The organism is Azospirillum sp. (genome assembly GCF_035627195.1).
Lineage (GTDB): Bacteria > Pseudomonadota > Alphaproteobacteria > Azospirillales > Azospirillaceae > Azospirillum.
Genome location: NZ_DASPMG010000042.1, coordinates 1 through 17,506, shown reverse-complemented (window position 1 = coordinate 17,506; position 17,506 = coordinate 1). Strand labels below are relative to the sequence as shown.

Genomic DNA, 17,506 nt, shown 5'->3' with positions numbered 1-17,506 from the left:
CACAATGCAACGCATTTGGCATGGTGTTGCATTTGGCCATACCCTTCGTTTTCCGTTACCGGGACGCGCGCGGGGAACGTCCAGGATCGTCCCGATGATGACCGCCCTTAGGAATTTTGTCAATTTCGCGACACGACGGTGAGGCCATGCCCGACGCCCCTTTCCACATCGCCACGGCCCGCTCCACTGCCGACCTCGAGGACGCGGCGCGGCTGTTCGGCGCCTACGCGGCGTCGCTGGACATCGACCTGGCGTACCAGGACTTCGCGGCGGAGCTGGCCGGCCTGCCCGGCAAGTACGCGCCGCCGGCCGGCGCGCTGCTGATCGCGCGCGACCCTCGTGGGGAGGCGCTGGGGTGCGTGGCGCTGCGGCCGATCGCGCCGGAGGGATGCTGCGAGATGAAGCGGCTGTACGTCGCGCCGGAGGGACGCGGGCTCGGCCTCGGCCGGGCGCTGGTCGACGCCATTCTGGGGGAGGCGGTGCGGATCGGCTACCGCGAGATGCGGCTGGACACGCTGCCGACGATGGCGGCGGCGCTGGCGCTGTACCGGCAGGCGGGGTTCGTGGCGATCGAACGCTATTACGACACGCCGGTGGCCGGGACCATCTTCCTCGGCCGGCGGCTGAGCCAGGGCTGCGCGCGCGGGTTAATGGAAGGCTGCCGGTGATGAGAGAGGGCCGGTGATGAGAAAGAGAAGGGTGAGACACGGATGAACACGGATATCCACGGATGAACACGGATATATTTTTTCTCTTCATCCGTGTTCATCCGAACGCCGGCCCCGCCGGCATCCGTGTTCATCCGTGTCCCCCACCCGTTTCCAAGCGCCATGTTAACCCGAATTCGGAGCACTGGCGGCTGAGCGCCGATGGTTGACCGGCCGGCACCGGATCCTTTAGCCTGTGGGGCATGAGCGGACACCTTGGGCTTTCGATTCGGCGAATTATCGACCCGGTCCTCCTTTGAGGGCCGGGACACGTCACGCGTCTGCGCCGAATCGATCCTAGGGAACCAAGTCCATGTCCGCCACGATGCCAGCCGGCCAGCCGGCCGCCGACACCCGTCCGTACGACCCCACCCGCCGCGTCGCCTTCGCGCTGCGCGCCGACGCCGATCCCGGCGTCCTGCCGCGCGTGCTGGAGCTGTTCGCCAAGCGCGGCCTCGTGCCCGACACGTTCCACGCCGACCGCATGGCGGAAGACGATACCCTGGCCGTGGAGGTCGAGGTGACGGGCATGGCGCGCGCCGAATCCGACCACGTCGCCAACTGCCTGCGGCAGATCGTCGGCGTCACGCTGGTGCTGGCCAGCGAGCGGCGGGTCGGGGTGGAGATGGCGGCGGCGGATTGACATAACCTGCGCCGCGGCTGCCCCCTCCCGCCCTCCGCTGACGCTCCGGGCACCCTCCCCCTCTTCGAGGTGGAGGGTTCTGTGCCGAAGCGGCGGCAGTCCCCTCCACCGCCTCAGCGGGGGAGGGTTAGGGAGGGGGCAAAACGTACCTTCCTCAACCCACCCCGGTCTTCGCCTCCGGCGGCGTCCCGGGCGGAGGTTCCTCGGGCGGGACTTCGGCCGCCGCGGCCTCGCCCTCGGCAGGGACGGTCTGCAGCAGCGCCGCGGCCTTCTGCAGCTTGCGGAACTGGCGGACCGAGAAGGGGAAGGTGCTGACGTAAGCCAGCCCCAGGAACAGCAGCGTCCACCACGGCTGGCTGACCAGCGAGGCGGCGAGCAGGCCCACGCCCAGCAGCGCCGGCACCACGTAATCCTGCGGCACCCGCATGCCCTTGCCGGAGAAGGTCGGCATGGTGCTGACCATCAGCAGGCCGACGGCCAGCGTCCACGGCACCACCAGCAGCGGGTGGCCGGCGACCTCCGGCCCCAGCTCGAAGCTGGCGACCATGGGCAGCAGGACCAGCGCGGCGCCGGCCGGGGCCGGCACGCCGGTGAAGTAGCTGAAGGCCCAGGGCGGCAGGTCCGGCGTGCCGAGGCCGGCGTTGAAGCGGGCCAGCCTGAGCGCGCAGCACACGGCGTAGGCCAGCGACGCCACCCAGCCGAGGCTGCCCGCCCCGCCCAGCGCCCACAGGTAGATCATCAGGGCCGGCGCCACGCCGAAGCTGACCACATCGGCCAGGCTGTCCAGCTCGGCGCCGAACTTGCTCTGGCCGTTCAGCAGGCGGGCGATGCGGCCGTCCAGCGCGTCGAGCACGGCCGCCGTGACGATGGCGCCCACCGCCTGCGGCCACGCGCCGTGCATGGCGAAGCGGATGGCCGTCAGGCCCGCGCACAGCGCCAGCACCGTCAGCACGTTGGGCAGCAGCCGGTTGATCGACAGGCCCTTCAGGCGCGGGTGCGGACGGCGCGGGCGCTTGCGGAAGACGCCGGGACGGAAAACGCCCGGTTTGAAGACGGGCGGTCGCTTCATCAGCGGATCTCTCCCTGCCGTTGCGGCTCGGTCGCGTTGAGGTCGGCGAGGATCGTCTCGCCGCCGATGGCAAGCTGGCCGACGCAGACCAGCGGCGCCACGCCGTCCGGCAGATAGACGTCGGTGCGGCTGCCGAAGCGGATGAGGCCGAAGCGCTCGCCCGCCTTCAATTGCTGCCCCGCCTTGATCCAGCACAGGATGCGGCGCGCCACCAGACCGGCGATCTGCACGTAGGCGATCTCGCGCCCATCCGGCAGGCGGTGGCGGATGGCCATGCGCTCGTTCTCCTCGCTGGCCTTGTCCAGCGCGGCGTTGACGAAGGTGCCGGGGTGGTATTCGGCCGCCACCACCTCGCCGTCGGCCGGCACGCGGTTGACGTGCACGTTGAAGACGTTGAGGAAGATGGAGACGCGGGTGCGCGGCTCCGGCCCCATGCCCAGCTCGGGCGGCGGCACGGCCGGCACGATCATGGTGACGCGGCCGTCGGCCGGGCTGACCAGCAGGCCGGGCCGGGTCGGCGTGACGCGGTCGGGGTCGCGGAAGAAGTAGGTGCACCAAGCGGTCGCCAGAAGGCCGATCCAGCCCAGTGCCGGCGCCACCGCCAACCCGAGAACGAGGGACACCACGGCGAATCCGGCGATGAACGGCCAACCGGCGCGATGGACGGGAACGATGACGGTATCAAGAGCGGACGACATGCCGGACAAACACTCTCCTGCTGCGGAAGCGGCGCATTCTAGAGATACCCGCCCGGCCTTTACAGAATTTTAGCGGGCCGGCCCCAACTCTCGCATCGGTCCGTTGCAGGAATGGGATTGCCCGCGTGTCTGTTCCCGTCGCCAACCGCCTGGAAACGCTGCGGTCGCTGGCCGAGGTGTCGGCCTGCGCCCTGCCGCTGGGCCTGAACGCCGTCACCACCACGCCGGAGGGGCTGCTGGCCATCGCCACGCCGCCGCAGCCGTCGCGCCTGACCTTCATCGCCGACGGCATGCCGTTCCACGCCGCCGTCAGCCCGGATGAGGAGGGTGCCGTCTGTCAGGTGTGGGCGGAGGTCGGCCACATCCCCTACACGGTCCAGGCGCCGGAGCGGCGGCGCAAGCTGCTGGCGGTGCTGCGGGGAATCCAGGCGATGCCGCTGAAGCGCGCGCGGTTCGTGGTGCAGGACGGGCAGAAGATCCTGCTGGCCGGCCAGACCCGCGTGTCCGGCCGCGTGGCGGCGGAGGACCTGATCCACCAGACCGTGCTGCTGCTGCACGAGGCGCGGCCCTTCCTGCGCCTGCTGGCGGAGCATTTGTAGAGTTTGTTTTTTTACACGGATGCACACGGATTTTGCACGGATGAACACGGATAAAGATTAAAAAATCCGTGTTCATCCGTGGCCGGCCCCGCCGGCATCCGTGCCTATCCGTGTCTCTATTTTCTTTTCAGCCTTTTTTCGGCCTTCGGACGCGAGACGGCTCAATTCGTCGTCGGCAGGGTGAAGATCTGGCCGGGGTAGATCATGTCCGGGTCGCGGATCTGGCTGCGGTTGGCCTGATAGATCACGGTGTACTGCACGCCGTCGCCGTAGGTGCGCCGGGCGATGCGCCACAGGCTGTTGCCGGGCTGCACGACGACGCGGTCGCCGTTCGGCAGGTCCTTCGGCACCTCCGACACCTGGATCGGCAGCTCGACGCGGGCCACCACCCTGCCGGACGACGTCACCTGATCGGCACGGAGCGTGTACACGCCGGGGTCGACCGGGCGTTCCGGCGACAGGCGCCAGCGCCCGTCCGTGTCAGCCGGGGCGCTGCCCACGAGGTTGTTGTCCAGGTAGAGCTGCACGGCGTTGCCCGGCTGCGCCCGGCCGCCCATGGCGACCTTGCCAGCGTTGTCGTAATCCATGGTCTCCACGGTGACGCCGCCGGCCGGAACCGGCGGGATGCCGCGCGTGGAGGAGCCGCCGGGCGACGGGACGGCAGCGGCCCTGGCCGGCTCCTTGTCGGGGGCCGATTCCTTTTCGGGCTCCTTCTCCGCCTCGGGCGGCTGGGCGGGCGGCGGGGCCTGGAGCACGGTGCTGGCGCCGCCGTCGCGCGGGACCGACACGGCCAGCGCGCCGGCCGCTTCGGCCGGGCGGCCGGCGACGTCGCGCCGGTTTTCCGGCACCACCAGGACGACGACGTTGCCCGACGGCACCGGCTCGGCCTGCGGGGTGCGCTCAACGAGGCTCAGCTCGCGGCTGCCGGGCGGCAGCGGGCCGCTGGGCAGCAGCACCCACTCGCCGCGCTTGTCGGCCACCGCCTCGCCGATCGGGCGGTTGCCGTCGAAGACGACGACGGTGGCGCCCGGCGCGGCGCGCCCGGCGATCACCGCCTCGCCGTCGGGCGTGACGCGCACCACGTCGAAGCGCGGCCCGATCTCCACGGGCGCCGGCGGGCGCACCACGGCGGGCGTGACCTGGGCGGGGGCGGTGGCTTGAGGAGTGGCTTGCGGCGGCTGGGCGGCGGGCGGCGGGACGATCCGCGGCGGCGAGGCCGTGACCGGGCGCGTCATGGGCGGGGGATTGGGGGTGGGCAGCGCCTGGGGCGACACGGCCAGCGCCTCCGGCGGTTGCGGGGCCGGACGGAAGGCCGCGTACGCGACGGCGCCGGCCAGAACGGCCGCACCGGCGCCACCCAGAAGAACTGCTCGCTTCACCGCCGCACCATACCGCTGGCGTGCGGCCATCATTGGCCGAACAAATGCCGACTATCAGTCAGACCAAGCACATGAAGCAACAACGCAAATGGGCAATGGGGCTAACCCAACCATTCCACGGGCGCATAACTCCCCTGCCCTGTACCAAGCGGCCTACATCATTGTGCCGGGGGCAGCGATTTCAGGTAGACGGCGATGGCGTGGCGGTCGGCCTTGGTCAGGCGCGACGTGGAGTTGCGGACGACCTCGGCCATGGAGCCGCCGGCGAAGTCGCCGTCGGGCAGCATGCCGATCTCCAGGAAGCTTTCGATGTCCCCCAGCGACCAGTCGGCCATTTCCTTGGCGGGGGTCAGGTTCGGCACCTTGTCGCCTTCCGGCCCATCGGGGGTTCCGGCGTAGGCGCGGCTGAGTTCCAGGGCGCCCAGCGCGTTGCGCGGGGTGTGGCACTCGCCGCAATGGCCCAGCGCCTCCGCCAGGTAGCGGCCGCGGTTCCACTCGGCCGGTTTCGACGGATCGGCGGGGCGCGGCCCCTCCTCCAGGTGCATGGCCTGCCAGACCGGCAGCAGGAAGCGCCAGCCGAAGGGGGCCCGCAGATCGTGCGGCGTGTTGGGCCGGGACACCGGCGCCTGGGCGAACAGGTAGGCCTTCAGGTCGCGCAGGTCCTGGTCGGTCATCCGCGTGTAGGAGGTGTAGGGGAAGGCTGGGAACAGCGCCGCGCCATCCGGCCGCACGCCCTCGCGGAAGGCGCGGATGAAGTCGGCGTCGGACCAGCGGCCGATGCCGGTCTGCGGGTCGGGGGTGATGTTGGGCGTGAAGAAGGTGCCGAACGGCGTCTTCAGCGCCCGCCCGCCGGCCAGCGGCTTGCCGCCCGCCTTTTCATCGGTGTGGCAGCCGAAACAGCCGGCGGCCTGGAAGACGTAGGCGCCGCGCGCCACCGGATCGGCGGACGCGGGATCGGCGGGAACCGACGTGGGAGGAGCTGGGGCTGGTTCCGCGGCACGCGCCGTGCCGCCCGCCCACAGGGCGAGCGGCAGCAGCGCGGCGGCGATCCGCAGGGCACGCAGGGGAGTCGCCGGCATGCCGGACCTCACTGCTTCTTGATGCGGAACTCTTCGTGGCAGTTCGCGCAGGTCTTGCCGGTGGCCTGCATGGCCTGGGCGACCTGGGCCTTGTCGCCGGCCTTGGCGGCGTCCACCAGCTTGGCGGCGGCGGGGCGCATGTCGGACCACAGCTGCTGGGTCTTGCTCCACTGCGCCCACAGCTCGGGCTTGGCGTGGCTGTCGCCGACACCCTTGGCGGTGCCCTGCGGGAACACGGCGGCGACGTCGTTGGCCGACACCTCGGCGATGGCGGCGGCGGCCTTCTGCACCTCGTCCTGGGTGCCTCCCTCGCCCTTCACGAACTGGCCGATAACCTTCATGCCGCCCCCCATCTTCTTCATGAGGGCTTCGCGCGCCTTCACCTGATCGACCGGGTCGGCGGCGGTGGCCGTACCGACAGCGGCGACCAGGGTGGCGGAAACCGCGGCGGCGGCCAGCAGGTTGAGGAAACGGATGTGCATGGATGGTCTCTCCCCGGATGGATGAGTTGGCTCGGTACCCCTTTTGACGCCGGGGCCGGGCTTGTTATTCCATGGATGATGGTGTAACGGGCAGCGGCTTTCGGTCAATCACAGCTTCGTGAAGCCAAGCGACGGGAAAGGTTACGGATGAAGGCCCCGAAATCGGTGTGCGTGTACTGCGGCTCCTCCAGCCGCGTCGCCGACGTCTACAAGCAGGCCGCCCACGCCCTGGGCGAGGGTCTGGCCCGGCGCGGCGTCCAGGTCGTGTACGGCGGCGGCCGGGTCGGCCTGATGGGCATCGTGGCGGACGCCGCCATCGCCGCCGGGGGCCGCGTGGTCGGCATCATCCCCGAGCACATCCAGGTGCTGGAGGTCGAGCACACGGCGCTGACCGAGCTGCACGTCGTCGATTCGATGCACACGCGCAAGCGCATGATGGTCGACCGCTCCGACGCGTTCGTCGTGCTGCCGGGCGGCCTGGGCACCATGGACGAGGCGTTCGAGATCCTGACCTGGAAGCAGTTGCGCCTGCACGACAAGCCGGTGGTGCTGGTCGATCTGGACGGCTACTGGCAGCCGCTGCTGCGCCTGATCGACAACATGATCGAGGAAGGCTTCTGCCGCGAGGAGCACCGCGCGCTGTTCCGCGTGGTGCAGCGCGTCGAGGACGTGTACCAGGCGCTGGCGCACGAGCCCGAGCCGCGCGTGGAGCCGGAAACGCGGCGGCTCTGAGCGGATTCTCCCCACGGGGTGCGACATCGGCGGCAAGGTGCCGGCAAGGCCGCCGCCGAACTTTCTTTCGGCGGCGGGCCGATGATATATAACGGCCATTGCTTTCGCCCGGGCCTCCGGGGACCGCAGTTCCGCACCTCGGACACGCCCGCTGGATGGCGCGCCCGGCGCCCAAAGACAACCACGACGCCCAACCCCCAGGGGGAGAATCCGCACCCATGACCAAGATCAAGGTAGTCAATCCGGTCGTCGAGCTCGACGGCGACGAGATGACCCGCATCATCTGGCAGTTCATCAAGGACAAGCTGATCCTGCCGTACCTCGACATCGACCTGAAGTACTACGACCTCAGCATCGAGAACCGGGACGCGACCGACGACAAGGTGACCGTCGAGTCGGCGCAGGCCATCCAGAAGTACGGCGTGGGCGTGAAGTGCGCGACCATCACCCCGGACGAGGCGCGCGTCGAGGAGTTCAAGCTCAAGAAGATGTGGAAGTCGCCGAACGGCACGATCCGCAACATCCTGGGCGGCACCGTCTTCCGCGAGCCGATCGTCTGCTCGAACGTTCCGCGCTACGTGCCGGGCTGGACCAAGCCGATCATCATCGGCCGCCACGCCTTCGGCGACCAGTACAAGGCGACCGACTTCAAGGTGCCGGGTGCGGGCAAGCTGACCATCAAGTGGACCCCGACCGAGGGCGGCGAGGGCATCGAGCACGAGGTGTTCGACTTCCCCGGCGCCGGCGTGGCCATGGGCATGTACAACCTGGACGAGTCGATCGAGGGCTTCGCCCACTCCAGCTTCCTCTATGGCCTGGAGCGCAACTACTCGGTCTACCTGTCGACCAAGAACACGATCCTGAAGGCCTATGACGGCCGCTTCAAGGACATCTTCCAGGACGTGTTCGACCGCGAGTACAAGGACAAGTTCAAGGCCAAGGGCCTGACCTACGAGCACCGCCTGATCGACGACATGGTCGCCTCGGCGCTGAAGTGGGACGGCGGCTTCGTGTGGGCCTGCAAGAACTACGACGGCGACGTGGAGTCGGACGTGGTGGCGCAGGGCTTCGGCTCGCTTGGCCTGATGACCTCGGTGCTGATCACCCCGGACGGCAAGACCGTGGAGGCCGAGGCCGCGCACGGCACGGTGACCCGCCACTACCGCGAGCACCAGAAGGGCAAGGAGACGTCGACCAACCCGATCGCGTCGATCTACGCCTGGACGCAGGGCCTCGCCTACCGCGGCAAGTTCGACGAGACGCCGGACGTGGTCAAGTTCGCCCAGACGCTGGAGCGCGTGTGCGTCGAGACGGTCGAGTCCGGCCACATGACCAAGGACCTCGCCATCCTCATCGGTCCGGAGCAGCCCTGGCTGACCACCAAGCAGTTCCTCGACAAGCTGGACGAGAACCTGCAGAAGAAGATGGCTTCCTGGGCGTAACTACCGGGTGCGACATCGGGGCACCTCCCAACCGGAGGGCGTTCCGGGCAACGATGCCGGGGGAGCCGAAAGGCTCCCCCGTTTTCGTTCCAAGAACGCGTTCCCAGGGAGAACCATGCCCAACACCGCCTTCCGCGTCGCCGTCATCGGCGCCGGCGAAACCGGCACGCCGCTGCTGCGCCAGCTCCTCGCCGCCCCCTTCGTCACGCTGCTCGGCGTCGCCGACCTCGACAACGACGCGCCGGGCATGCGGATCGCCCGCCACCGCGACATCCCGACCACCACCGACTTCATGGAACTGGCCCGCCTGGGCGAGAGCGTCGACATCCTGATCGACGTGACCGGCGCGCCCAAGGTGCGCGAGGCGCTGCGCCAGCACATGCAGGACAGCGGCAACCACCACACGGTGATCATGCACGAGACCATCGCCCAGCTGATGCTGTCCCTGTCGAAGGGCGAGCTGGTGCGCTTCAAGCACGACACGTCGGATTATTGAAGGCGGACGGCCGAACGCGGCGCACAAAAAGGATGCGGCCCCCGAAGGGGCCGCTTCCTTTTAGTTTCGGGCCGGTCCACGGGGCGCCGCCGGCTGGCGCCCGGCGGACCGGAGCCCGGATGGCTCAGGCGGCGCCGACGCTGCGGTCTTCGTCGCGCTTGGAGGACTTGCTGTTGCTGGGCTGGTAGGCGATGGCCGCATGCTCCGCGCAGTAGGGGAGTCCGGTCAGCGCCGTCTTGCCGCAGAAGTGGAAATCCTGGTGCTTGGGGTCGCCGACCGGCCACTTGCACATGCGCTCGGTCAGGCTGAGGATCGTGGCGCCCCTGGTGGGCTTCTTCTTGATCGGCGAGGGACGCCCCGAGAGGCCAAGGCGGTGGGCCTTACCGATCACGGCGTTGCGGCTGATGTCACCGAGCGTGTCGGCAATCTCGCTGGCGCTGAGCCCCTGCGCCCAAAGGTCCTTAAGCTGTTGAACCCGCTCGTCCGTCCAACTCATCCCTGTCTCCACTGCTCCGGTCTCCCGTGCCTGGCTGGCGCTATGTCTTCCGGCGAATGCCGTTTTCCATAAGGGCGCAACATTTTGTGCCAACCGGGCGCAAACCTACCAGATGGGGGCGACCGGCGATAGAGGGCACGGGCAACATTTCTGTGCATAAGTCTGTGGGTCTTATGAGTTCAACGCGCCGTACACCTCCTCGGCTATACCCGATAGGCTGGCGCGATCGAGGTCGCCCGTTACAGCCCATGCTAAGCCGTTGTCCCGCCAATAGAAAGCGTGGACGCTGCCGTCCCGCGAAAAGCGGAAGGCTGTGTCCGCCGGGTCACTCGAAGGCCGGACATAGAGGGTGATGCGGCGACCGGTCGCATCCTGGTACATCAGCTGCGCGGCCGGTCCGCCGCCATCGGCGAGCAGGCGCCCGCCCACCAGTTCGTAGCCCCGGGCACTGAGCCGCGGCGCCTTCAGCGGCTTGCCGAGGCGCTTGCCGAGCCAGGCGACGAGGTGCTCCTCCTGGTCGGCCCCCACCTCCACGGGGTGGCGCACCTCGGCCACGAAGACGCGGTGCGCGGTGACCGCGTCGGCGACGAAGGCGCGGGTCGTGGCCGGCCCCGGCTCCGCCCAGCCGCGCGCCAGCCAGCCGGCCGCCCCGCCGGCCACGAACAGCAGCAGCGAGGCGGCCATCGCCAGCGCCATCCACGGACGCCCCCTGCCCCACCCCGCCCGACGCCGGCCGAACGGCGGCTTCAGCGCGTCCGGCACCGGGCGGTCGATCAGCGGCCCGAACGCCGTCATCATCAGCGTGCGCTGCTCGCGGTAGGCGGCCACGCGCCGGGCCGCGTCGGGGTTGGCCTGCAGGTGGCGCTCCACGGCCGGGCGGCGCTCCTCGGGCAGTTCGCCGTCGAGCCAGGCGTGCAGGTCGGCGTCGGTCACCGGCTCCTCCTTCCGGTCGGTCATTTGATTCTCCTCAGCGCCTGCTCCTCGCCACCTTCCATCAGCACGCGCAGCCGTTCCCGCGCGCGGGCGAGGCGGGACATGACCGTGCCGATGGGCACCTCCAGCACCTCCGCCACCTCGCGGTAGGACAGCCCCTCCAGCCCGGTCAGCAGCAGGATCCTGCGGTGCTCCTCCGACAGCTGTTCGAAGGCGCGCACGAAGTCGCGCACGGCGCCGCGGTCGGCCGGCGGGGCGGACAGCGCCACGTCGTCGGCGAAGTCGGCGACGTCCACCTCCGGCCCGCGGCGGCGGCGCCAGCGCAGGCCGCTGACGTGCAGGTTGTGCAGGATGGACAGCAGCCAGCCGCCCAGCCGGCTGGGGTCGCGCAGGCTGTGGCGGTTGGCCAGCGCCTTCTCCATGCAGTCCTGCACGAGGTCGTCGGCCTCCGCCATGTTGCCGACCAGGGCGGCGGCGTAGCGGCGCAGGCGGGGCACATGCGCGGCCAGCGCGCGGTCGTCGATCTCCTCGCCCGGCATGGTCTCGTCCGGTTGCATTGACGGTCGCTCCCAAGGACGCCCGAACGATGCAATCTATTCCGGAACGGTCACGGTCAAGATGGCTGGATCACGCTGATGGGGGTCAAGCCGCCGAGAAGCCGGACTTGCCGTCGAAATTGCAGAGGTTCTCGGTCTGGATGAAGTCCAGCCCGGCGGCGGCGAACCGCGACAGCAGGCCGACGATGTCGGCGTGCGTCACCGTGCCGTTGCGCGCCATGAAGCGGCAGCGCCAGTGGTCGGTGCAGAAGATGTCGGCGTGCCCGTCCGGCCAGACCTTCTGGCTGCGGTTGGAGATGCTGGCCAGTTCGAACGCGTCGCCGGCCAGCGGCAGCGCCAGCGCCGCCAGATCGTCCGGCCCGCCGGCCGACCAGTGCAGGAAGACGTCCACCCCCACCAGGTCCTTCGCCGCCACCAGCCGGGGGGAGATGCGGATGCCGGTGTCCAGCGCCGGCCGGTCGCTGGCGTAGCCGACGACGGGCAACGTCTGCGGCACCTGCCCCAGCCGCTCCATGACCGCTTCGGCGAACTGCCGGGTGCCGACGCGGTAACGGCTGACGCCGCGCGAGAAGACGTCGGCGGTGTGCACGCCGTCCTCGATGGTCTTGAGCCAGGCGTTGTGCAGCTTGGCCGCCGGCTCGCCCTGGCCGATGTGGACCAGCATCATGATGGCCGCCATCAGCAGGCCCGACGGGTTGGCGATGCCCTGCCCGGCGATCATCGGGGCGGAGCCGTGCAGCGCCTCGAACATGGCGCACTGCGAGCCGATGTTGGCCGACCCGGCCAGCCCGACCGAGCCGGTGATCTGCGCGGCGATGTCGGAGATGATGTCGCCGTAGAGGTTCAGCGTGACGATGACGTCGAAGCGTTCCGGCTGGTCGGCGAGGCGCGCGGCGCCGATGTCGACGATCAGGTGGTCGGCCTTGATCTCCGGGTACTCGGCGGCGATTTCCTGGAAGATGCGCAGGAACAGGCCGTCCGTCAGCTTCATGATGTTGTCTTTGACGAACGCCGTCACCTTGCGCCGGTGGTTGGCGCGGGCGTGTTCGAAGGCGTAGCGGATGATGCGCTCCGACCCCGGCCGGGAGATCAGCTTCACCGACTGGATGACGTCGTCCGTCTGCCGGTGCTCGATGCCGGCGTACAGGTCCTCCTCGTTCTCGCGGACGATGACCACGTCGGTGCGCGGATGGCGCGTACGCACGTACGGGTGGAAGGACATGCAGGGCCGTACGTTGGCGTACAGCCCCAGCCGCGCGCGCGCCGCGACGTTCAGCGACTTGGCGCCGGGGATCTGGGGGGTTGTGATCGGCCCCTTGAGGAAGACGCGCGTCTTGCGGATGGAGTCCCACCCGGCGGGGTCGAGCCCGGTGAGCACGCCGCGCTTGTAGAGCGCCTCCCCCGCCTGCACCTCCTCGACCTCCAGCTTGGCGCCGGCCACCGCGAGCATCATCAGGACGGCGTCCATGACCTCGGGACCGATGCCGTCGCCGCAGGCGATGGTGATGGGGGTGGGTACGCCGTTGGGCATAGGGGCCGACTCCTTGATGCGCGGCGGACCCTACCGGGGAAAGGGTTAAGGATTCAAGGAGCGGAGGCGAATCGCCGCGGGCGTCGCGTCATTGCGGGCTTTGCGTCATTGCGGGCGCAGCAGGTCGACGAAGCGCATGTGGCGCTCGGTCTGGTCCATCCGGTGCAGCGTGATCGTCGTGTCCACCCACACCTGCCCGCCAAGCGCCCGCCAGCGGCGGCACAGACCGGAGGTCACGTTCAGCCCGTCGTCATCCCAGCCGAAGAAGGTCCAGCCGGGCTGTCCGGTGGCGCGGTCGACGATCCGCGCCACCGGGCGCGCCTCGCACAGCGCGGTGAAGACGGAACGGTTTACGCGCAGGAGCGACGCCCCGACCTCCGCCACCTCCACGCTGCCCGCTGCGGTGCCGATGAAGCTGCCGTGGTGTTCCGGAACCGGCGCAACCCCCCATCCCGCCGGATCGCTGTCGTCCGACAGGTCGGGCCGGCGCGCCGCGGCGCCGATCAGCGGCGACGGCGAGGCCAGCAGCCGGACGAGGTCCCAGGGCTTCCAGACGAGGGCGGCGTCGATGAGCACCAGATCGCTCCAGTCGGAGGCGAGGAACCCGGTGGCGATGCGGTTGCACGCCTGATGGACGGGCAGCTGATCCACGTGCATCCAGCCATGGCGGATGCCCAGCTCGCCCAGCAGCGCCACCGTCGCCATCGCGGCCGCGGCCTGCCGATGGCCGATCCGGTCGGCGTCCGGGAAGCCGAGCAGCACCGAACGCGACCGGGCGCGGTCGAGGGACAGGCCCTGCGCGGCCCACTGGGCCTGCCGGACGCGGCGCCGGTCGCCGGGCCATTCCTCGGCCAGCCAGCGGCGGAAGCGCGCACCGTCGCGCGCGTGCATGGTGTTCGAGTTGACGATGACGTGCGTGGCGTCCATGGCCTGCCCGGTGTTGACCGGGTGGTGGTGCGGGGTGTGCACGTCCATCAGCGTGCGCCACACGCCCAACTCGCGCCCGATGGTCTCCCACACGTCGTCCAGGAAGAGGTGGTGGAACCCCTCCGGCGCCCAGTAGCCGAGTGCCCGCATCAGCTCACCGCCGATCACCGTGGCACCGTGCATGCGCCCCACCATGACGTCGGCGCGGGCCTGCCAGCCGTCGTTGGCGCTGGCGATGCCCCAGCCGCCGGCCGCCGACACCAGCGCCTGCTCGAAACCCGCGGTGCCGATGCCGTTGTCGTCGGCGATGTTGCCGTACCACGGCCTGTCGGGGAACCGGCGGAAGGCCTGGCGGAACACCTCGCTCGATCCGGTCGTCCCCGCGGGCACGAGCATGAGCGTCCAGCCGGGCGGCAGCGGCAACCGTTCATAGGCCGGCCGCTCCGGATCGTCGGCGTTGACGCCGAGGACGCCGCCCGCCTCCATCCCTTGCGCGGCCATCATCTGGAGGAGGATTCGGCAGGCGTCGGGACGCCCGCGCGAGGGTAGGACCCACATGCGCCGTTTGCCTTGCTTCTGTGTCGGTGGTTTCCGGTCGCCGGCGATGCCTTACCGGCTCAATTCCCGCATCGCCGCGTCCAGACCTTCGATGGTCAGCGGGAACATGCGGTTGTCCATCAGGCGCTGCAGCATGCGGGTGCTCTCGGTGTAGGACCAGTACTGCTGCGGGGTCGGGTTCAGCCACACGGCGCGGCTGTAGACCGACAGCATGCGCTGCAGCCACACCTGCCCGGCCTCCTCGTTCCAGTGCTCGACGCTGCCGCCGGGGTAGCTGATCTCGTAGGGGCTCATGGCGGCGTCGCCGACGAAGATCAGCTTGTAGTCGGCCGGGTAGGTGTGCAGCACGTCCCAGGTCGGGATGCGTTCGGCGTGGCGGCGCTTGTTGTCCTTCCACACGCTCTCGTAGACGCAGTTGTGGAAGTAGTAGTGTTCGAGGTGCTTGAACTCCGTCCGCACGGCGGAGAACAGCTCCTCGCACAGGCGGACGTGGTCGTCCATCGAGCCGCCGATGTCGAGGAACAGCAGCACCTTCACCGCATTGTGCCGCTCCGGCACCATCTTCAGGTCCAGCCAGCCGGCGTTGGCGGCGGTGGAGCGGATGGTGTCGGGCAGGTCCAGCTGGTCGGCAGCACCCTGGCGGGCGAACTTGCGCAGGCGGCGCAGCGCCACCTTGATGTTGCGCGTGCCCAGCTCGACGCTGTCGTCCAGGTTCTTGAACTCACGCTTGTCCCACACCTTCACGACGCGGCGGTGGCGCGATTCGTGCTGGCCGATGCCCACGCCCTCCGGGTTGTAGCCGTAGGCGCCGAAGGGCGAGGTGCCGGCCGTGCCGATCCATTTGGAGCCGCCCTGGTGGCGCCCCTTCTGCTCGGCCAGCCGCTGGGCCAGCGTCTCCATCAGCTTGTCCCAGCCGCCCAGCGCCTGGACCTGCGCCTTCTCTTCCTCGGTCAGGAAGCGTTCGGCCAGCTTGCGCAGCCATTCCTCCGGCAGGTCGACCACGGCGACCTCGTCGCCGGCCGCGGCGGCCTCGCCGATGCCCTTGAAGATGGTGCCGAAGACGCGGTCGAAGCGGTCGAGGTTGCGTTCGTCCTTCACCAGGCAGGAGCGGCTGAGGTAATAGAAATCCTCGACGCGGTACTCGGCCAGCCCGCGCTTCATGGCCTCCATCAGCGTCAGGTATTCCTTCAGCGACACCGGCACGCCGGCCTTGCGCAACTCGAAGAAGAAGGTCGTGAACATGGCGTTCTCCCAGCGGGGAAGGCATTATAGCGGCCCATGGGAAAACACGCCATGAACGCACTCATCCAATTCGCCCGCGCGCTGGATTTCGCCGCGCACAAGCACACCGACCAGCGCCGCAAGGGCGTGCGGGCCGAGCCCTACGTCAACCATCTGGCCGAGGTGGCGCGGCTGGTGGCCGAGGCCACCGACGGCAAGGAGCCCGACGCCGTGCTGGCCGCCCTGCTGCACGACACGCTGGAGGACACCGACGCCACCCGCGAGGAGCTGGAGCGCGAGTTCGGCGCGGAGATCGCCGGCATCGTCGCCGAAGTGACCGACGACAAGCGCCTGACCAAGGCCGAGCGCAAGCAGCGCCAGGTCGAGCACGCCCCACACGCCTCGCACAAGGCCAAGCTGGTGAAGCTGGCCGACAAGATCAGCAACCTGCGCTCCATGCAGGTCAGCCCCCCGGCCGACTGGCGGCAGGCCCGCAAGGTCGAGTACTTCGAGTGGGCGGCGGCGGTGGTGGAGGGGCTGCGCGGCACCAACGCCGCGCTGGAGGCGCAGTTCGACGAGGCCTACCGCATCGGGCTGGCGCAGATCCGCGGGGACGGGAAGTAGGCGGCGGGAAAGAGTCGGCCCGACTGCACGAAGGAGGCGCGGCGCGATGCCGCACGGGGTGCATTGACGTGCCGCAATGTGACTCCATCACAGACGGCTTATAAAGGAGGGGCTTAGGAAACACTGGCGATCGAGCCGATCGGCACGAGGATGCCATGTCCATGACCACCTTCTCCGGCCCCGCGCCGGCCCCCAAAGCCCCGCCCCCGCAGGCCCCCCCTCACGAGGACGAGCCCAGGCGGCACCTGTTCGTCAACCGCTCCAAGGTCTATCCGGCCGACGTGCGCGGCACGTACCGACGATTGAAGTGGGCGGCGCTGGTGGCACTGCTCGCCATCTACTACGTCACGCCGTGGCTGCGCTGGGACCGCGGGCCGGGCATCCCGGACCAGGCGGTGCTGGTCGACATGGCCGGGCGGCGCGCGTATTTCCTGTGGATCGAGATCTGGCCGCAGGAGGTGTACTACCTCACCGGCATCCTGATCCTGGCGGCCATCGGCCTGTTCGCCGCCACCACGCTGTTCGGCCGCATCTGGTGCGGCTACGCCTGCCCGCAGACGGTGTGGACCGACCTGTTCATGTGGGTCGAGCGCAAGATCGAAGGCCCGCGCACCGAACGCATCCGCCTGGACAAGGCGCCGCCGTCGGCGTCGAAGTTCGTGAAGAAGGCGGCCAAGCACGGCGCCTGGACGCTGATCGCGCTGGTCACCGGCGGTGCGTGGATCTTCTATTTCAACGACGCGCCGACCCTGTTGCGGGACATCGCCAGCGGGCAGGTGTCGAACACGGTGCTGCTGTTCACCGGCATCTTCACCTTCACCACCTATTTCTTCGCCGGCTGGGCGCGCGAGCAGATCTGCATCTACGTCTGCCCGTGGCGCAGCTTCCAGGCGGCGATGGTGGACGAGGACACCTACATCGTCACCTACCAGGACTGGCGCGGCGAGAACCGCCACCCGGTGCGCAAGTCGCAGAGCTGGGAGGAGCGGCAGGCCCAGGGCTATGGCGACTGCGTCGACTGCAAGCTGTGCGTCCACGTCTGCCCGACCGGCACCGACATCCGCAAGGGGCAGCAGATCTCCTGCATCGGCTGCGGGTTGTGCGTGGACGCCTGCAACGAGGTGATGGCGCAGCTGGGCCGGCCCGGCAACCTCGTCCTGTTCGACACGCAGTCGAACCAGGTGGCCAAGGTGCAGGGGACGTCGGCACGGGTGAAGTTCATCCGCCCACGCACCATCATCTACGGCCTGATCATGCTGACGGTGGCCGGCGCCATGATGGCCGGGCTGGTGCTGCGCCCGAACGTGGACGTCAACGTGCTGCGCGACCGGGC

19 protein-coding genes are annotated in these 17,506 nt (G+C 69.4%); 8 read left to right on the top strand and 11 right to left on the bottom strand.

Features of this window, described 5'->3' with window-relative positions:
* Positions 1-146 precede the first annotated feature (146 nt).
* Positions 147-668, top strand: a complete 522-nt coding sequence (locus tag VED21_RS03490; protein ID WP_324880918.1) for a GNAT family N-acetyltransferase — start codon at positions 147-149, stop codon at positions 666-668.
* A 352-nt stretch (positions 669-1,020) separates the two neighbouring features.
* The gene (locus VED21_RS03485; RefSeq protein WP_324880917.1) at positions 1,021-1,350 is read left to right on the top strand and encodes a hypothetical protein; all 330 of its coding nucleotides are present in this window, start codon (positions 1,021-1,023) and stop codon (positions 1,348-1,350) included.
* Between the two features lie 154 nt (positions 1,351-1,504).
* On the opposite strand, the gene pssA is transcribed toward VED21_RS03485, so the two are convergent.
* The gene (gene pssA, locus VED21_RS03480; RefSeq protein WP_324880916.1) at positions 1,505-2,419 is read right to left on the bottom strand and encodes a CDP-diacylglycerol--serine O-phosphatidyltransferase; all 915 of its coding nucleotides are present in this window, start codon (positions 2,417-2,419) and stop codon (positions 1,505-1,507) included.
* The gene (locus VED21_RS03475) at positions 2,419-3,117 is read right to left on the bottom strand and encodes a phosphatidylserine decarboxylase (RefSeq protein WP_324880915.1); all 699 of its coding nucleotides are present in this window, start codon (positions 3,115-3,117) and stop codon (positions 2,419-2,421) included. The genes pssA and VED21_RS03475 overlap by 1 nt, the downstream gene beginning before the upstream one ends.
* Positions 3,118-3,242: 125 nt before the next feature.
* Between VED21_RS03475 and VED21_RS03470 the strand changes: the two genes are divergently transcribed.
* Positions 3,243-3,716 (top strand): hypothetical protein, encoded by a 474-nt coding sequence (locus VED21_RS03470; RefSeq protein WP_324880914.1) that lies wholly within the window; start codon positions 3,243-3,245, stop codon positions 3,714-3,716.
* Between the two features lie 161 nt (positions 3,717-3,877).
* Here VED21_RS03470 and VED21_RS03465 read toward each other — a convergent pair whose 3' ends face one another.
* The 3 genes from VED21_RS03465 to VED21_RS03455 form a co-directional block, all read right to left on the bottom strand.
* Positions 3,878-5,128 (bottom strand): LysM peptidoglycan-binding domain-containing protein, encoded by a 1,251-nt coding sequence (locus VED21_RS03465; protein WP_324880913.1) that lies wholly within the window; start codon positions 5,126-5,128, stop codon positions 3,878-3,880.
* Between the two features lie 125 nt (positions 5,129-5,253).
* On the bottom strand, positions 5,254-6,174 hold the full coding sequence (locus VED21_RS03460) for a cytochrome c (RefSeq protein ID WP_324880912.1): 921 nt from the start codon (positions 6,172-6,174) through the stop codon (positions 5,254-5,256).
* An 8-nt stretch (positions 6,175-6,182) separates the two neighbouring features.
* Positions 6,183-6,656: a cytochrome c gene (locus VED21_RS03455; protein ID WP_324880911.1), complete on the bottom strand. Its 474-nt coding sequence runs from the start codon at positions 6,654-6,656 to the stop codon at positions 6,183-6,185.
* 147 nt (positions 6,657-6,803) lie between these two features.
* Here VED21_RS03455 and VED21_RS03450 point away from each other — a divergent pair, with 147 nt between their 5' ends.
* The 3 genes from VED21_RS03450 to VED21_RS03440 all read left to right on the top strand — a co-directional run bounded on the left by VED21_RS03450 (position 6,804) and on the right by VED21_RS03440 (position 9,326).
* The gene (locus VED21_RS03450) at positions 6,804-7,388 is read left to right on the top strand and encodes a TIGR00730 family Rossman fold protein (protein ID WP_324880910.1); all 585 of its coding nucleotides are present in this window, start codon (positions 6,804-6,806) and stop codon (positions 7,386-7,388) included.
* Positions 7,389-7,606: 218 nt separating this feature from the next.
* Positions 7,607-8,830, top strand: a complete 1,224-nt coding sequence (locus VED21_RS03445; RefSeq protein WP_324880909.1) for an NADP-dependent isocitrate dehydrogenase — start codon at positions 7,607-7,609, stop codon at positions 8,828-8,830.
* A 115-nt stretch (positions 8,831-8,945) separates the two neighbouring features.
* Positions 8,946-9,326 carry an oxidoreductase gene (locus tag VED21_RS03440; RefSeq protein WP_324880908.1) on the top strand — a complete coding sequence of 127 codons (381 nt, stop codon included), beginning with the start codon at positions 8,946-8,948 and terminating at the stop codon, positions 9,324-9,326.
* Between the two features lie 124 nt (positions 9,327-9,450).
* On the opposite strand, the gene VED21_RS03435 is transcribed toward VED21_RS03440, so the two are convergent.
* The 6 genes from VED21_RS03435 to VED21_RS03410 all read right to left on the bottom strand — a co-directional run bounded on the left by VED21_RS03435 (position 9,451) and on the right by VED21_RS03410 (position 15,570).
* Positions 9,451-9,822, bottom strand: a complete 372-nt coding sequence (locus VED21_RS03435) for a GcrA family cell cycle regulator (RefSeq protein ID WP_324880907.1) — start codon at positions 9,820-9,822, stop codon at positions 9,451-9,453.
* Between the two features lie 171 nt (positions 9,823-9,993).
* Entirely contained in the window at positions 9,994-10,779 is a 786-nt protein-coding gene (locus tag VED21_RS03430; RefSeq protein WP_324880906.1) for an anti-sigma factor, read from the bottom strand.
* The gene (locus VED21_RS03425; protein WP_324880905.1) at positions 10,776-11,312 is read right to left on the bottom strand and encodes an RNA polymerase sigma factor; all 537 of its coding nucleotides are present in this window, start codon (positions 11,310-11,312) and stop codon (positions 10,776-10,778) included. Before VED21_RS03425 ends, VED21_RS03430 begins: the two co-directional genes overlap by 4 nt.
* 85 nt (positions 11,313-11,397) lie before the next feature.
* The gene (locus VED21_RS03420; protein WP_324880904.1) at positions 11,398-12,843 is read right to left on the bottom strand and encodes an NADP-dependent isocitrate dehydrogenase; all 1,446 of its coding nucleotides are present in this window, start codon (positions 12,841-12,843) and stop codon (positions 11,398-11,400) included.
* 105 nt (positions 12,844-12,948) lie between these two features.
* Positions 12,949-14,328: a hypothetical protein gene (locus VED21_RS03415; RefSeq protein WP_324880903.1), complete on the bottom strand. Its 1,380-nt coding sequence runs from the start codon at positions 14,326-14,328 to the stop codon at positions 12,949-12,951.
* Positions 14,329-14,379: 51 nt separating this feature from the next.
* The gene (locus VED21_RS03410; RefSeq protein WP_324880902.1) at positions 14,380-15,570 is read right to left on the bottom strand and encodes a VWA domain-containing protein; all 1,191 of its coding nucleotides are present in this window, start codon (positions 15,568-15,570) and stop codon (positions 14,380-14,382) included.
* 51 nt (positions 15,571-15,621) lie between these two features.
* Between VED21_RS03410 and VED21_RS03405 the strand changes: the two genes are divergently transcribed.
* On the top strand, positions 15,622-16,173 hold the full coding sequence (locus VED21_RS03405; RefSeq protein WP_324880901.1) for an HD domain-containing protein: 552 nt from the start codon (positions 15,622-15,624) through the stop codon (positions 16,171-16,173).
* A 155-nt stretch (positions 16,174-16,328) separates the two neighbouring features.
* Positions 16,329-17,506, top strand: a 1,178-nt coding sequence (gene ccoG / locus VED21_RS03400; RefSeq protein ID WP_414638149.1) for a cytochrome c oxidase accessory protein CcoG, incomplete at its 3' end; no start/stop codon positions are given.

Excerpts from the sequence above, each read along its gene's own strand:
- pssA (WP_324880916.1), bottom strand. The coding sequence starts at position 2,419 with ATGAAGCGACCGCCCGTCTTCAAACCGGGCGTTTTCCGTCCCGGCGTC.
- VED21_RS03485 (WP_324880917.1), top strand. The coding sequence starts at position 1,021 with ATGTCCGCCACGATGCCAGCCGGCCAGCCGGCCGCCGACACCCGTCCG.
- VED21_RS03465 (WP_324880913.1), bottom strand. The coding sequence starts at position 5,128 with ATGATGGCCGCACGCCAGCGGTATGGTGCGGCGGTGAAGCGAGCAGTT.
- VED21_RS03420 (WP_324880904.1), bottom strand. The coding sequence starts at position 12,843 with ATGCCCAACGGCGTACCCACCCCCATCACCATCGCCTGCGGCGACGGC.
- VED21_RS03405 (WP_324880901.1), top strand. The coding sequence starts at position 15,622 with ATGAACGCACTCATCCAATTCGCCCGCGCGCTGGATTTCGCCGCGCAC.
- VED21_RS03460 (WP_324880912.1), bottom strand. The coding sequence starts at position 6,174 with ATGCCGGCGACTCCCCTGCGTGCCCTGCGGATCGCCGCCGCGCTGCTG.
- VED21_RS03410 (WP_324880902.1), bottom strand. The coding sequence starts at position 15,570 with ATGTTCACGACCTTCTTCTTCGAGTTGCGCAAGGCCGGCGTGCCGGTG.
- VED21_RS03445 (WP_324880909.1), top strand. The coding sequence starts at position 7,607 with ATGACCAAGATCAAGGTAGTCAATCCGGTCGTCGAGCTCGACGGCGAC.
- VED21_RS03415 (WP_324880903.1), bottom strand. The coding sequence starts at position 14,328 with ATGTGGGTCCTACCCTCGCGCGGGCGTCCCGACGCCTGCCGAATCCTC.
- VED21_RS03490 (WP_324880918.1), top strand. The coding sequence starts at position 147 with ATGCCCGACGCCCCTTTCCACATCGCCACGGCCCGCTCCACTGCCGAC.
- VED21_RS03450 (WP_324880910.1), top strand. The coding sequence starts at position 6,804 with ATGAAGGCCCCGAAATCGGTGTGCGTGTACTGCGGCTCCTCCAGCCGC.
- VED21_RS03455 (WP_324880911.1), bottom strand. The coding sequence starts at position 6,656 with ATGCACATCCGTTTCCTCAACCTGCTGGCCGCCGCCGCGGTTTCCGCC.
- VED21_RS03430 (WP_324880906.1), bottom strand. The coding sequence starts at position 10,779 with ATGACCGACCGGAAGGAGGAGCCGGTGACCGACGCCGACCTGCACGCC.
- VED21_RS03435 (WP_324880907.1), bottom strand. The coding sequence starts at position 9,822 with ATGAGTTGGACGGACGAGCGGGTTCAACAGCTTAAGGACCTTTGGGCG.
- VED21_RS03475 (WP_324880915.1), bottom strand. The coding sequence starts at position 3,117 with ATGTCGTCCGCTCTTGATACCGTCATCGTTCCCGTCCATCGCGCCGGT.
- VED21_RS03440 (WP_324880908.1), top strand. The coding sequence starts at position 8,946 with ATGCCCAACACCGCCTTCCGCGTCGCCGTCATCGGCGCCGGCGAAACC.
- VED21_RS03425 (WP_324880905.1), bottom strand. The coding sequence starts at position 11,312 with ATGCAACCGGACGAGACCATGCCGGGCGAGGAGATCGACGACCGCGCG.